10 protein-coding genes, 1 other RNA gene and 2 pseudogenes are annotated in these 14,395 nt (G+C 73.4%); 12 read left to right on the forward strand and 1 reads right to left on the reverse strand.

The features are described from left to right. Window positions 1-96 precede the first annotated feature (96 nt). The 6 genes from AB0O00_RS16575 to AB0O00_RS16600 all read left to right on the forward strand — a co-directional run bounded on the left by AB0O00_RS16575 (window position 97) and on the right by AB0O00_RS16600 (window position 7,295). Window positions 97-1,242 carry a S41 family peptidase gene (locus tag AB0O00_RS16575; protein WP_363652340.1) on the forward strand — a complete coding sequence of 382 codons (1,146 nt, stop codon included), beginning with the start codon at window positions 97-99 and terminating at the stop codon, window positions 1,240-1,242. A gap of 43 nt (window positions 1,243-1,285) precedes the next feature. After that, window positions 1,286-1,762, forward strand: a complete 477-nt coding sequence (gene smpB, locus AB0O00_RS16580) for an SsrA-binding protein SmpB (protein WP_363652342.1) — start codon at window positions 1,286-1,288, stop codon at window positions 1,760-1,762. Between the two features lie 86 nt (window positions 1,763-1,848). After that, window positions 1,849-2,230: a transfer-messenger RNA gene (gene ssrA / locus AB0O00_RS16585) on the forward strand. A 129-nt stretch (window positions 2,231-2,359) separates the two neighbouring features. Continuing rightward, entirely contained in the window at window positions 2,360-4,663 is a 2,304-nt protein-coding gene (locus AB0O00_RS16590; protein ID WP_363652344.1) for a UvrD-helicase domain-containing protein, read from the forward strand. Window positions 4,664-5,031: 368 nt separating this feature from the next. After that, complete coding sequence (locus AB0O00_RS16595; RefSeq protein ID WP_363652346.1) at window positions 5,032-6,504, forward strand: NAD-dependent malic enzyme; 1,473 nt, start codon at window positions 5,032-5,034, stop codon at window positions 6,502-6,504. 509 nt (window positions 6,505-7,013) lie between these two features. Beyond that, the gene (locus AB0O00_RS16600; RefSeq protein WP_030059737.1) at window positions 7,014-7,295 is read left to right on the forward strand and encodes an HU family DNA-binding protein; all 282 of its coding nucleotides are present in this window, start codon (window positions 7,014-7,016) and stop codon (window positions 7,293-7,295) included. A 76-nt stretch (window positions 7,296-7,371) separates the two neighbouring features. Here AB0O00_RS16600 and murA read toward each other — a convergent pair whose 3' ends face one another. Further along, window positions 7,372-8,712: a UDP-N-acetylglucosamine 1-carboxyvinyltransferase gene (gene murA, locus AB0O00_RS16605; protein ID WP_363652348.1), complete on the reverse strand. Its 1,341-nt coding sequence runs from the start codon at window positions 8,710-8,712 to the stop codon at window positions 7,372-7,374. A gap of 299 nt (window positions 8,713-9,011) precedes the next feature. Here murA and AB0O00_RS16610 point away from each other — a divergent pair, with 299 nt between their 5' ends. From AB0O00_RS16610 to AB0O00_RS16635, 6 genes and pseudogenes are all read left to right on the forward strand, one after another. Further along, entirely contained in the window at window positions 9,012-9,596 is a 585-nt protein-coding gene (locus AB0O00_RS16610) for a YqgE/AlgH family protein (protein ID WP_363652349.1), read from the forward strand. 62 nt (window positions 9,597-9,658) lie between these two features. Continuing rightward, window positions 9,659-9,934, forward strand: coding sequence for a DUF3039 domain-containing protein (locus AB0O00_RS16615; protein ID WP_030059739.1), 276 nt, complete (start codon window positions 9,659-9,661; stop codon window positions 9,932-9,934). A gap of 93 nt (window positions 9,935-10,027) precedes the next feature. Then, a complete protein-coding gene (locus AB0O00_RS16620) occupies window positions 10,028-11,638 on the forward strand; it encodes a beta-N-acetylhexosaminidase (protein ID WP_363652351.1) in 1,611 nt (536 codons plus the stop codon). Window positions 11,639-11,974: 336 nt separating this feature from the next. Next, window positions 11,975-12,841, forward strand: a complete 867-nt coding sequence (locus AB0O00_RS16625) for an FAD binding domain-containing protein (protein ID WP_363652353.1) — start codon at window positions 11,975-11,977, stop codon at window positions 12,839-12,841. A gap of 77 nt (window positions 12,842-12,918) precedes the next feature. Beyond that, a pseudogene (locus AB0O00_RS16630) lies at window positions 12,919-13,365 on the forward strand ((2Fe-2S)-binding protein); the annotation flags it as partial. 671 nt (window positions 13,366-14,036) lie between these two features. Then, a pseudogene (locus AB0O00_RS16635) lies at window positions 14,037-14,395 on the forward strand (oxidoreductase); the annotation flags it as partial.

Raw genomic sequence — 14,395 nt, forward strand, 5'->3', positions numbered from 1 at the left:
GGCCCCGGACGGCACTGCGCCGTCCGGGGCCGCCGCCGTTCCGCGCTCGGCCGTTCCGGCCCGCCGCGCCGGGCGCGGTGTCTACACTCCGATGCCATGCTGCAAACTCCGCGCAGGGCACGTCAGGTGGCCACCCTCGGCATGGTGTTCGGCGCCGTGCTGCTGGCCGGGGCCGCCACCGGCGCCTGGGGAGACCCGAGCGAGGCGCCGCGCCGCCCGTCCGCGGACACCGCCAGGCCCGCGGCCGTCGTGCCCGGCGTGACCGCGGACCCGGCCGGCACCGCGCTGTCCGAGCAGCAGGCCGAGCACCTGCTCGGCGCCAGCGGCGACCGCTGGGGCGCGTACTACAGCGCCCAGGAGTACGCGGAGTTCAGCCAGGGCCTGGACGGCCGCTACCTCGGCGTGGGCCTGTCGGTCGGCCGCGGCGAGGACGGCGTCACCGAGGTGTCCCAGGTCGCACCGGGCGGTCCGGCCGCCGCGGCCGGGATCGCCCCCGGCGACCGGCTGCTGAGGATCGACGAGGACCAGGCCGACCGCCTGCCGGTCACCGAGGTCGTCGCCCGGCTGCGCGGCCAGGGCGGCGAGCGCAGGGCCGGCTCCGAGGTCACCCTCGCCGTCCGGCGCGGCGACGGCGAGGCGCGCGAACTGCGGCTGCGCCGGGCCCTCCTGGACAGCCAGCAGGTCACCGCGGAGCACCTGGACAAGGGCGTGCTGCGGATCGTCGTGCGGGCCTTCACCACCGGCGTGGCCGAGCAGGTGCGCGCCGCGCTGCGCGCCGCGCACACCGGCGTGGTGCTCGACCTGCGCGGCAACTCCGGCGGGCTGGTCGACGAGGCCGTCGCCACCGCCGGCGCCTTCCTGGACGGCGGCGCGGTCGGCTCGTACCAGGAGCGCGGCGACACCAGGGAGTTGACCGCCCCGGCCGGCGGCGACCAGCGCAGCCCGCTCGTGGTGCTGGTGGACGGCGGCACGATGAGCGCCGCCGAACTGCTCGCCGGCGCGCTCCAGGACCGCAGCCGGGCCGTCGTGGTGGGCGCGCGGACCTTCGGCAAGGGCACCGTCCAGCAGCCGAGCCGGCTCGCCGACGGCGCCGTGCTGGAGATGACCGTCGGCCGCTACTACACCCCGGCCGGCCGTTCCCTCGACGGCACCGGCCTCACCCCCGACGTCCCCGCGCCCGGCTCCGAGGACGCCGACGCCCTGGCCCTGCGCGTCCTCGCCGGGCTCGGCACCCGCGCCTAAAGGGGCTGCCCCGGCGGGCCCGAAGTGCGAGAATGACGGCGCTATGGCAAAGGAAACCGGACACAAGCTGATCGCGCAGAACAAGAAGGCGCGACACGAGTACTCGATCCTCGACACCTACGAGTGCGGCCTCGTGCTCACCGGGACCGAGGTGAAGTCGCTGCGCGAGGGGAGGGCCAACCTGGTCGACGGCTACGCGTACATCCAGAACCACGAGGCGTGGATCGACAACGTCTTCATCCCCGAGTACACCCAGGGGACGTGGACCAACCACGCCGCGCGGCGCAAGCGCAAGCTGCTGCTGCACAAGCTGGAGATCCGCAAGATCGAGACGAAGGTGCGCGACGCGGGCCATACGCTCATCCCGCTCTCGCTGTACTTCAAGGACGGCCGGGTGAAGCTCGAACTCGCGCTCGCGGTCGGCAAGAAGCTGTACGACAAGCGCCAGACGCTGCGCGAGAAGCAGGACACCCGCGAGACGGCACGCGCCGTGGCCGCGGCCCGACGGCGCCAGGGTTAATCCGCTGGACCCTCGCCCGTCGCCTCGCGTACTATGGCGCCAGCAACACGGACGGTCACCGTCCGAGCTGTTTCTCAACAAAACATGGGGATGATCGGTTTCGACAGGGGATGTTGAAACAGGGGAAGCGAGCCGAGGAACGCGGCAATGATCTCGTTAACCACGTGTCGCAAAAAAATAATCGCCAACTCTAAGCGCGATTCCCAGCAGTTCGCTCTCGCTGCCTAATAAGCACCGATAGCGCTTGGGTGTCAGACCGGGGAGTTCCCGACCCGGACCCTGGCATAATCTAGGGAACTCAACCGTCCGCCCGGGCTGCGGGGGTGGATGGGAAATCAAACAGCAGCTGGGCCTGTTGGCGGCTTGTCCGTGTGACCGCCAGGGCCGAGAAAAGCACAGCGGACTGCGCTCGGAGAAGCCCTGAATTAACTCCACTGGACCCGGGTTCGATTCCCGGCATCTCCACCACCCCATGTTCACAAGTGAAGGCCGTCCACCGCATTGCGGAGGGCGGCCTTCACGTTTCCGCCGACCGGGGCGTAGGATCATCCGTCCGCTCGTCTTCCGGAGCCGGATTCCGCCGCAACCACCGAGGCCATGCAGAGCAACACGGACACCACCCCCGCCACCGACCACGAGACCGTGCGCGAGCGCGAGATCGCCGGTGAGCAGCAGCACCTCGACACCGTCTACCACCGGCTGGAGGAGAAGCTCGCCGAGGCCGAGTACATCCTGGAGGACGCCGCCAAGCGGGTCCAGGTCGGCACGCCCGGCGCGCTCGCCGAGCGCGACGCCCAGGTCTACCGGGCCGGCGCGCACCTCCAGCGGCTCAACAACGAGTTCGAGGACTTCCTGTTCGGCCGGATCGACCTCCAGCGGGCCGACGCCCCGGAGGAGCACGGCATCCCCTCCAACACCCCGCTGGACCCGGCCGACCCGGCGGTGGCCGAGACCCTGCACATCGGCCGCCTCGGCGTGCTGGACGCCGAGTACGGCCCGCTGGTGATCGACTGGCGGGCGCCCGCCGCCGCGCCGTTCTACCGCGCCACCCCGGTCGAGCCGGGCCGGGTGATCCGCCGCCGGGTGATCCGCTCCAAGGGCCGCAAGGTGATCGGCGTCGAGGACGACCTGCTGCGCCCCGACCTCACCCCCACCCTGGGCGGCGAGGAGCTGGCGGTGGTCGGCGACGGCGCGCTGATGGCCTCGCTCGGCCGCGCCCGCAGCCACTCGATGCGCGACATCGTCTCCTCGATCCAGAAGGAGCAGGACGAGGTCATCCGCGCCGCCGCCGGCGGTGCCACGCTCGTCACCGGCGGCCCCGGCACCGGCAAGACCGCCGTCGCCCTGCACCGCGCCGCGTACCTGCTGTACCAGGACCGCCGCCGCTACGCCGGGGGCATCCTGGTCGTCTCGCCGACCCCGCTGCTGGTCTCCTACACCGAGGGCGTGCTGCCCTCCCTCGGCGAGGAGGGTCAGGTCGCCATCCGCGCGGTCGGCTCGCTGGTGGACGGCATCGAGGCGGGCACCTACGACACCCCCGAGGCCGCCCGGGTCAAGGGCTCGGGCCGCATGGTGCAGCTGCTGCGCCGGGCCGCCCGCGCGGCGCTGGAACTGGGCGCGCCGCAGGAGCTCAAGGTGGTCGCCCGCGGCGAGGTGCTGAAGCTCGACGCGGGCCGGCTGAAGGCCGTCCGCGGCAACGTGGTGGGCTCGGGCGGCACGCCCCTGAACCTGCTGCGCCCGCGCGCCCGCCGGCTGCTGCTGGACGCGCTGTGGCAGGAGGCCACCCGGCACCTGCCGAAGCCCACCGACCACTACGCCCGCGAGCAGCGCCAGGAGGAGAAGGAGTCCTTCGACGAGTACGTCTCGGACGAGGCGCCGTTCCTGGACTTCCTGGACGCCTGGTGGCCGGCGCTGTCCCCGCGCAAGGTGCTCGGCACGCTCAAGCACGCGCGCCACACCAACCGGATCGCCCGCCGCGCCGTCACCCCGGACGAGGCGAGGCTGCTGGCCGCGTCCTGGCGCCACCTGTCGGCGGCCGGCGAGGGCGCACTGTCGGCGCACGACGTCGCGCTGCTGGACGAGCTCCAGGTGCTGCTCGGCGAGCCGGCCCGGCCGAAGGTGCGCGAGGTGGACGCGGTGGACCTGCTGTCCGGCCTGGAGGAGGTCACCACCTTCGCCGACCGCAGCAGCCGCCAGCGCGACCGCCAGCCGGTGGAGCGCAAGGAGTACGCGCACGTGATCGTGGACGAGGCGCAGGACCTCACCCCGATGCAGTGGCGGATGATCGGGCGCCGGGCCCGGATGGCGACCTGGACGATCGTCGGGGACCCGGCCCAGTCCTCCTGGCCGTTCCCGCAGGAGGCGCAGGCCGCGCTGGACGAGGTGCTGTCCGGCAAGCAGCGCCGCCGGTTCACGCTGACCGTCAACTACCGCAACCCGGCCGAGATCGCCGAGGTGGCGGCCAAGGTGCTGGCGCTCGCCGCGCCGGGTACGCCGTCGCCGAGCGCGGTGCGCCACGTCGGGGTGGAGCCGCGCTTCGCGGCCGTCACCGACCCGGCGCCGGCGGCCTTCGGGGCGGCGGCCAGGGCGGAGCTGGAGCGCCTGCTGTCCGAGGTGGACGGCACCGTCGCGATCGTGGTGCCGATGGACCGCCGGGCCGAGGCGGCCGGCTGGGCCGAGGGCCTGGGCGAGCGCGTCGTGCCGCTGGGCAGCCTGGAGGCCAAGGGCCTGGAGTACGACGCGACCGTGGTGGCCGACCCGACCGGCATCGCCGGCGAGTCGGAGGCGGGCCTGCGGGTGCTCTACGTGGCGCTCACCCGCGCGACCCAGCGGCTGACCGTGCTGTCCGGCCCGGACGACCTGCCGGACTCGGCCGGCGTGCCCGCGCTGCTGCACGGCTGACGCGCGGCTGACGGCGGGTCCGCCGGGCACGAAGAAGGCCCCTCACCGGATGGTGAGGGGCCTTCAGACGTTGACGACACCGACCCGCCATGCTCGCCTCGCGGCAAGTGGTCCCTCTGAGGGACGAAGGTTGGGCCCGGGGGCTTGGATCGAGCCGGTGTCCCGTCCAATGTAACGCATCGGCCCGGAGAGGCAAGAAGTTGCGGGCCCGTTGTCGGCCGCCGGGCGGCCTCTTGTGGGTTCCGCACACTCAATGAACGTTATTTCTGGCTACGCCCTGGTAGGTGCGACGATCGAGGTCTAGCATGCGCAGGTGATGCCTTCAACAAAATGTTGAACCTGCCGATGGACGGAAGAAGGAAGCGTCGATGGCGACGGTGCCAAGTGTCTCCAACTCGATCACGGTGCGGCTCGAGGTCCCGGCCCGGGGCAACGCGGTCAGCGCGATCACCACGGCGGTCGAGTCCTCCGGCGGATCGGTCACCGGCCTCGACGTCACCGCCTCCGGCCTGGAGGCGCTGCGCATCGACGTGACCGTCGCCGCGTCCTCGGTGGCGCACGGCGAGGAGATCGTCGAGAAGCTGCGGGCGATCGACGGCGTGTCGATCGGCAAGGTCTCGGACCGGACCTTCCTGATGCACCTCGGCGGCAAGATCGAGATGTCGTCCAAGCTGCCGATCCGCAACCGTGACGACCTCTCCATGATCTACACCCCGGGCGTCGCCCGCGTGTGCATGGCGATCGCCGAGAACCCCGAGGACGCCCGCCGCCTCACCATCAAGCGCAACAGCGTCGCCGTCGTCACCGACGGCTCCGCGGTGCTCGGCCTCGGGAACATCGGCCCGGCGGCCGCGCTGCCGGTCATGGAGGGCAAGGCGGCCCTGTTCAAGCGCTTCGCCGGCATCGACGCCTGGCCGATCTGCCTGGACACCCAGGACACCGACGAGATCGTGGCCATCGTCAAGGCGATCGCCCCCGGCTTCGCGGGCATCAACCTGGAGGACATCTCCGCGCCGCGCTGCTTCGAGATCGAGGCCCGGCTGCGCGAGGCCCTGGACATCCCGGTCTTCCACGACGACCAGCACGGCACCGCGATCGTGGTGCTCGCCGCCCTCACCAACGCGCTGAAGGTGGTCGGCAAGGACATCGCCGACATCCGCGTGGTGATGTCCGGCGCCGGCGCCGCCGGCACCGCGATCCTCAAGCTGCTGCTGGCCGCCGGCGTCGAGCACGCCACCGTCGCGGACGTGCGCGGCGTGGTCCACCAGGGCCGCGAGGACCTCAACGACAGCCTGCGCTGGATCGCCGAGCACACCAACCGCTCGGGCCGCACCGGCAGCCTCAAGGAGGCCGTGGCGGGCGCCGACGTCTTCATCGGCGTCTCGGCCCCGAACGTCCTGGACGGCGACGACCTGGCCACCATGGCCGAGGACTCGATCGTCTTCGCGCTGGCCAACCCGGACCCGGAGGTCGACCCGGCGATCGCCCGTCAGACCGCCGCCGTGGTGGCCACCGGCCGCAGCGACTTCCCGAACCAGATCAACAACGTGCTGGTCTTCCCGGGCGTCTTCCGCGGCCTGCTGGACGCCCAGAGCCGCACCGTGAACACCGAGATGATGATCGCCGCCGCCCGGGCGCTGGCCACCACCGTCGCCGACGACGAGCTGAACGCCAACTACATCATCCCGAGCGTCTTCCACAAGGACGTCGCCAAGACGGTGGCCTCCGCGGTGCGCGAGGCGGCCCTGGCGGGGGCTCAGGGCGAGCTCGCCCCGGCCCGTCCGACCCCGGGCATCGTCGGCACGCTCGACACGGCTTCCTTCCCCACCGTCAAGCTCTGACGGGGGAGCCCGCGGCGGTGCCGCGGATCGGTCAAATGACCGAATAGCGCCCGTACCCGCCCAAGCCCGCCCCGAACCCTTGCGACACAAGGGCGAGGGGCGTGTTTGGGCTTGTCAGTCCTAGGGCGTACGGTAGCCCTGCACGGGGCAGGCGTGTCCGACAAGTACGGAACGTCCCCCTGGTCTTCCGGCGTGTCGTCCCGACCGCCGCCCGCTCCCGGTCCGCCGGAGCCGACGGAGCGTCACACCTCCGACGGGCGGGCGACGTTCGAGTGGCTCGGCCGGGGCCCGATTGGCTTTCTCGGGGCCGGTCGGGGCAGGATTCGTATCCAGGCAGGCGGGCGGGCCTTCGAAGGCTCCGGCGCGCGGCATCGGGTACGGACCCGGCCTGCGACCACGCATTGCCTGCATGAGCACAGTGTGCGGACCTGCGGCCCATCCGGGTGCCCCCCGGTGGGAGCACCGATGGGCCCCCGCACACCGCAAGCGAACAGACCACAGGAGTACACATGAACCGCAGTGAGCTGGTGGCCGCGCTGTCCGAGCGCGCCGAGGTGACCCGCAAGGACGCCGACGCCGTTCTGGCCGCCTTCGCCGAGATCGTCGGCGAGGTCGTCGCCAAGGGCGACGAGAAGGTCACCATCCCCGGTTTCCTGACCTTCGAGCGCACCCACCGCGCTGCCCGCACCGCCCGCAACCCGCAGACCGGTGAGCCGATCCAGATCGCGGCCGGCTACAGCGCCAAGGTGAGCGCGGGCTCCAAGCTCAAGGAAGCCGCCAAGGGCGCCTGAGCCACCCCTTGAACGCCCGAGAGGCCGGGCTCCCCGCGGGGAGCCCGGCCTCTCGCCGTTTGCCGGAGCGGGTCGCTCAGGCGTCGACCAGCTGCTCGCTGGGCAGCTCGACGTGGGCGCCGAGGTCGCGCAGCTTCTCCATGAAGTTCTCGTAGCCGCGGTTGATCAGGTCGATGCCGTGGACGGTCGAGGTGCCCTCGGCCGCGAGCGCCGCGATCAGGTACGAGAAGCCGCCGCGCAGGTCCGGGATGACCAGCTCGGCGCCCATCAGCTTGGACGGGCCGGAGACGACCGCGGAGTGCAGGAAGTTGCGGGCGCCGAAGCGGCACGGGGTGGCGCCGAGGCACTCGCGGTAGAGCTGGATGTGGGCGCCCATCTGGTTGAGCGCGCCGGTGAAGCCGAGGCGCGACTCGTACACCGTCTCGTGGACGATGGACAGGCCGGTGGCCTGGGTCAGCGCGACCACCAGCGGCTGCTGCCAGTCGGTCTGGAAGCCCGGGTGCACGTCGGTCTCCAGGGCGATCGCCTTGAGCTCGCCGCCCGGGTGCCAGAAGCGGATGCCCTCGTCGTCCACCTCGAAGGCGCCGCCGACCTTCCGGAAGGTGTTGAGGAAGGTCATCATCTCCAGCTGGCGGGCGCCGCGGACGTAGATGTCGCCCTTGGTGGCGAGCGCCGCGCAGGCCCAGGAGGCGGCCTCCAGACGGTCCGGCAGGGCGCGGTGGGTGTAGCCGCCCAGCTCGTCCACACCGGTGATCAGGATGGTGCGGTCGGTGCCCAGGGTGATGATCGCGCCCATCTTCTGCAGGACGCAGATCAGGTCGACGATCTCCGGCTCGATGGCCGCGTTGCGCAGCTCGGTGACGCCCTCGGCGAGGACGGCGGTGAGCAGGACCTGCTCGGTCGCGCCGACCGACGGGTAGGGCAGCTCGATCTTGGTGCCGCGCAGCCGCTGCGGGGCGACCAGGTAGGTGCCCTGCGGGTGCTTCTCGATGCTGGCGCCGAACTGGCGCAGCACCTCGAAGTGGAAGTCGACCGGGCGGCCGCCGATGTCGCAGCCGCCGAGGCCGGGGATGAAGGCGTGGCCGAGGCGGTGCAGCAGCGGGCCGCAGAACAGGATCGGGATCCGCGAGGAGCCGGCGTGCGCGTCGATGTCGGCGACGTTCGCGCTCTCGACGTGCGACGGGTCGAGGATCAGCTCGCCGTCCTCGTCGCCGGTGCGCACGGTCACGCCGTGCAGCTGCAGCAGGCCGCGGACCACCTTGACGTCGCGGATGTCCGGGACGTTGCGCAGTCTGCTGGGGCCCTGGCCGAGGAGGGCGGCGACCATGGCCTTGGGGACCAGGTTCTTCGCACCGCGGACGCGGATCTCGCCTTCGAGCGGGTTTCCGCCGTGGACCAGCAGGACGTCGTCGGTCATCGTTCTCGCAATCCGGGGTGCCAGAGGAAAAAGGGATGGGCTCCTGCGAGCCGGTGGTGGACCGGTCAGACGGGCGCGTTCGGGCCCCCGGCGAAACCGAGTCGGCACCGTGTAAGGGCGTCCACCATCCGTAGATGGTAGTAGGCGTCCGGTTGGTTCCCTTGCGCCTCTCCCGTGATGGTGCTCTCTCCCGGGGTTCGAGCGCCCGCCGATACGCCCGTACGGGTGTTCGTCCGGCGTGGCGAGGTTTCGTGTGTTGCGGTGTCCGCGCCCGCCCGTTCTGCGGGATCATGTGTGGCATGACGGCGGCCCATTCGCACGGAGGCCGGTCCCACACCGGCCGTCTGCTCGTCGCGACGCCCGTGCTCACCGATCCGAACTTCGCCCGGGCGGTGGTGCTCCTCCTCGACCACGACGACGAGGGGGCGCTCGGCGTCGTGCTCAACCGGCCGACGCCCGTCGAGGTGGGCAGCGTGCTGGACGGCTGGGGGCGGCTGGTCGGGCAGCCGGCCGTGGTCTTCCAGGGCGGGCCGGTGGCGCTGGACTCGGCGCTCGGGCTGGCGGTCGCGCCGGGGGAGCCCGGCACCGGCGAGCCGCTCGGCTGGCGGCGGGTGCACGGCGCGATCGGGCTGGTGGACCTGGAGGCGCCGCCCGAGGTGCTGGCCGGCGAGCTGGGCGCGCTGCGGATCTTCGCCGGGTACGCGGGCTGGTCGCCCGGGCAGCTGGAGGCGGAGATCGAGAGCGGCGCCTGGTACCTGGTGGACTGCGAGCCGGGGGACATCTCCAGTCCCGAGCCGGAGCGGCTGTGGCGCTCGGTGCTGCGCCGCCAGCGCGGCCCGCTGGCACTGCTGGCGACCTACCCGGACGACCCGACGCTGAACTGACGAAGGGGGCCGCCGGTGCGACACTGGCCCGGTTTCCCGGGGCGCCCATAGACTTGGCACCCATGAGCACTCTTGAGCCCGAGCGCGGCCTCGGCACCGGCACCCTGGTCGAGCCCGTCCCGCAGGTGTCCCACGGGGACGGCGACCACGAGCGCTTCGCGCACTACGTCCAGAAGGACAAGATCATGGAGAGCGCGCTCTCCGGATCCCCCGTGGTGGCGCTCTGCGGCAAGGTGTGGGTGCCCGGGCGCGACCCGAAGAAGTACCCGGTCTGCCCGATGTGCAAGGAGATCTACGACGGCATCGGCAAGCCGCAGGGCGGGGACGACGACAAGTAGGCCCGCGCGGGCGCTGCACCACGCCGTTTTGCATGGTGCGGCGTTTCCGCAGTGGTCTATGCCAATCGTTCCGGGCGCGGGCAGGATGTCGCAATGGACCTCATTCCCGCACCCTCGAGTGCCGTCCGCCGCCCGGGCGAGGACTTCCCCCTCGACGACGCCACGACGCTGACCGCCCCGCCCGCGCTGGCCGACGCCGCGCGCTGGCTGCGCTCGGCGCTGTCCGCCGCCACCGGGCTGCCGTTCGACCCGGGCGCTCCCGGGGCGGGCGTCGAACTGGTCCACGACGCGGCGCTGGCCGCCGAGGCGTACCGGATCGCGGTCCGCCCGGGCCACGCGGTGATCACCGCGGGCGGCCCGGCGGGCGCGCTGTGGGGCGCGCAGACGCTGCGCCGGCTGCTCGGCCCGGACGCCTTCCGCCGTTCCCCGCTGCGCCGCACCGGCTGGGTGCTGCCCGGCGCGGACATCGCGGACGCGCCGCGGTTCGGCTGGCGTGGCGCGCTGCTCGACGTCGCCCGGCACTTCCTGCCCAAGGCCGATGTGCTGCGCTTCGTCGACCTGCTGGCCGTCCACAAGCTCAACGTCCTGCACCTGCACCTGACCGACGACCAGGGCTGGCGGGTGGAGATCAAGCGGTACCCGGAGCTGACGGCGCGCGGGGCGTGGCGGGAGCGCTCGATGGTCGGCTACCGCAGCGCCGGGCGCCGCGACGACCGTCCGCACGGCGGCTTCTACACCCAGGACGACCTGCGTGAGATCGTCGCGTACGCGGCCGGGCGCGGGGTCACCGTCGTGCCGGAGATCGACCTGCCCGGCCACACCCAGGCCGCCGTGGCCGCCTATCCGGAGCTCGGCAACACCGACGTCGTGGACACCGCCGCGCTCGGCGTGTGGACGGACTGGGGCGTGAGCCACAACGTCCTGAACGCCTCCGAGGCGACGCTGCGCTTCTTCGAGGGCGTGCTGGAGGAGGTCCTGGAGCTCTTCCCGTCGGAGTTCGTCCACCTCGGCGGCGACGAGTGCCCCAAGGAGCAGTGGAAGGACAGCGCCGCCGCCCAGGCGCGCATCCGCGAGCTCGGCCTCGGCAACGAGGACGAGCTGCAGAGCTGGATCATCCGGCACTTCGACCGCTGGCTGGCCGAGCGCGGACGGCGGCTGATCGGCTGGGACGAGATCCTGGAGGGCGGCCTCGCACCGGGCGCCGCCGTCTCCTCGTGGCGCGGCTTCGGCGGCGGGATCGCGGCCGCGCGGGCCGGGCACGACGTGGTGATGTGCCCCGAGCAGCACGTCTACCTCGACCACCGGCAGGCGGACGGCCCGGACGAGCCGGTCCCGGTCGGGTTCGTCCGCACGCTGGAGGACGTGTACCGCTTCGAGCCGGTGCCCAAGGAACTGGACGAGGCCGCCGCCCGGCGCGTGATCGGCACCCAGGCGAACCTGTGGAGCGAGTTCACCGACACCGCCAGGGACGTCGACTACCGGGCCTTCCCGCGGCTCGCCGCCTTCGCCGAGGTGGCCTGGTCCGACCTGCCCGCCGAGCCGGCCGAGCGCGACTACCCGGCCTTCGCCCGCAGGCTGGAGTCGCACCTCGAAGTCCTGGACGCGCTCGGCGTCGAGTACCGCCCGGCCGGCGGCCCGCACCCGTGGCAGCGCCGGCCCGGGGTGGCCGGCCGTCCGATCGACGGTCCGCCGCCCGTCCGGTGAGCGTTCGCGCCGGGCGCGCGGGACCACCCGGCACACCGGGAGCACCGGGAACTTCCGGACGGCCGTCCGACGTCAAGAACAGATGAACATCTGCCCCGGTCCGACCCGGGCCGGGGCAGATACCGCCCGGTATCCGTCCCAAACGGGCAGTCCCGTTCACCGGTCCCGAAATGATCATCGAGCATTGTGTGCCAGAGTTGCCCAACCCGGCCCGATCGCCCGTACCCTACGGGCCAGGCCGGGCAGCCGACGCGGACACCACGGCCGAAGGCCCGCGGGCGGCAGGCGATCGATGAGCAAGTGGAGCACGGTGGGACCCAGGTGAACCGGACGATCATGCTGCCGGCCTCGCTCGACGAGGCCGTCGACGCGCTGGCCGCCGCCCCGGCCGCGGTACCCGTGGCCGGCGCCACCGACCTGATGGAGGCCGTCAACGCCGGCCGGCTGCGCCCCGCCGCCCTCGTCGGCCTCGGCCGGATCACCGAACTGCGCGGCTGGCGCTACGAGGACGGCGGCACCGCCGTCCTCGGCGCAGGGCTCACCCACGCCCGGATGGACCGCCCCGACTTCGCCGCGCTGATCCCCGCCCTCGCCGACGCCGCCCGCACCGCGGGACCCCCGCAGGTCCGCAACGTCGGCACCCTCGGCGGCAACATCGTCACCGCCGCCCCGGCCGGCGACACCCTCCCGGTGCTCACCGCCCTGGAGGCCACCGCCACACTCGCCCGGGCCGGCGGCAGCCGCGAGGTGCCGGTCAGTCACCTCCTCACCGGCCTCGACCCGGTGCGCCCCGGCGAACTGCTCACCTGGGTGCGCGTCCCGCTGCTGCACGCGCCCCAGGTCTTCCTCAAGGCGACCGGCCGCAGCGGCCCGGCCCGCGCCACCGCCTCCGTCGCCCTCGTCCTCGACCCCGCCCGGCGGTCCGTGCGCTGCGCCGTCGGCGCCGTCGCGCCGGTGCCGCTGCGGCCGCTGGAGGCCGAGGCCTGGGTGGCCGGCTGCATCGACTGGGACGGCAGCCGGGAGATCGACCCCGCCGCGACCGCCGCCTTCGGCGAGTACGTCGCCGCCGCGTGCGTCCCCGACGGCTACGGCGCGGAGGGCGCCTGGGAGGCCGTGACCGAGGGGCCGAGCGCGGCCGCCGTCCGGCTGCGGCGTACCGTGTCGGTGCTGGCCCGCCGGGCACTGGGAAGGGCGCTGAAGTGACCACAGAACCCATCGACACCCTCGACGCCGACCCGCTCGGCTTCTCCCCGCAGGTCAGCCGTGAGCTGCGGCCCTGCGCGTCCTACACCCTGCGGGTCAACGGTTTCGAACGGCCCGTCACCGACGCCTGGATCGGCGAGAGCCTGCTCTACGTGCTGCGCGAGCGGCTCGGCCTGGCGGGCGCCAAGGACGGCTGCGAGCAGGGCGAGTGCGGCGCCTGCTCGGTGCAGGTGGACGGCCAGCTGGTGGCCGGCTGCCTGGTGCCCGCCGCGCTGGCCGCGGACAGCGACATCAACACCGTCGAGGGCCTGTCGGCCAAGGGCGGCGCGAGCGACGTCCAGCAGGCGCTCGCCGAGTCCGGCGCGGTCCAGTGCGGCTACTGCGCGCCCGGCATGGCGATGGCCGTGCACGACCTGCTCCAGCGCAACCACCGGCCCACCGAGGTCGAGGCCCGCCAGGCGCTGTGCGGCAACCTCTGCCGCTGCACCGGCTACCGCGGGGTCCTCGCCGCCGTCCAGAGCGTCGCCGACGCGCGCGCCCTGGAGGCCGAGGAGGCGGAGGAGGCCGCCCTCGCCGAGGAGGCCGCCGCCGCTGCCGCACCCGTTGCCGACGGGGCCGCCGGGCAGCCGGCCCAGCCGGCGGCCGAGGCGCCCGCGCAGGAACCCGCCCCCGAACCGCCCGTCTACACCGACGCCGACGCCTGGATCGAGCACGTCCCGCAGCCGCCCGCCGACGAGCCGGCCGCCGCCGTCCCCGGCCAGGGCCTGCCGTACGGCGCCGACGGCCAGGGCGGCTACGACACCGGGGTGTACGACACCGGCGTGTACGACACCGCGGGCGGCCCCGCCCCGGCGGCCGACGACCACGTCTACTACCAGCCGCAGGGCTACCCCGAGCAGTCGGCGTACCAGGCCACCCCCGCGCACGGCACCTACCTGCCCGGCACCGGCTACCCCGAGGGCTACCCCCAGCAGTCCGGCTACGACGGCGGCTACGACGCCCCCGTCTACGAGCCCACCCCCGCCCACGGCACCCCGGTGCCGGGCCCCGCCTTCGACGGCACGCCCGCGCACGGCACGCCGTACGTCCCCGCGCCCCCGCACGGCACCCCGGTCGAGGGCGGCGCCCCGGCCGGCGTCCCGTACGGCGCCACCCCCGCCCACGGAATCCGGCTCCCCGAGGACGACCACGCATCATGACGTCGCCTACCGACATCGGCGCAGCACTCCAGCAGGACGGCGACGGCCCCGGCGCGCCGGTGCCGTTCGGGCTCGGCAGCTCGCCGCTGCGCAGCGACGCCCTGCCCAAGGCGCTCGGCATCTACCCGTACGCCGCCGACCTGTGGGCCGAGGGGCTGCTGTGGGGCGCGGTGCTGCGCTCGCCGCACCCGCACGCCCGGATCAAGGGCATCGACACCTCGGCCGCGCTCGCCCTGCCCGGCGTGCACGCCGTCGTCACCGCCGCCGACCTGCCGCCCGGCCCGGACGGCCTGCCCGACGGCGCCCCGGCCGGGCCGAGCGTCGCCGACCGGCCGGAGCTGGCCTCCGGCGTGGT

The organism is Kitasatospora sp. NPDC093558 (assembly GCF_040683475.1).
Classification (GTDB): domain Bacteria; phylum Actinomycetota; class Actinomycetes; order Streptomycetales; family Streptomycetaceae; genus Kitasatospora.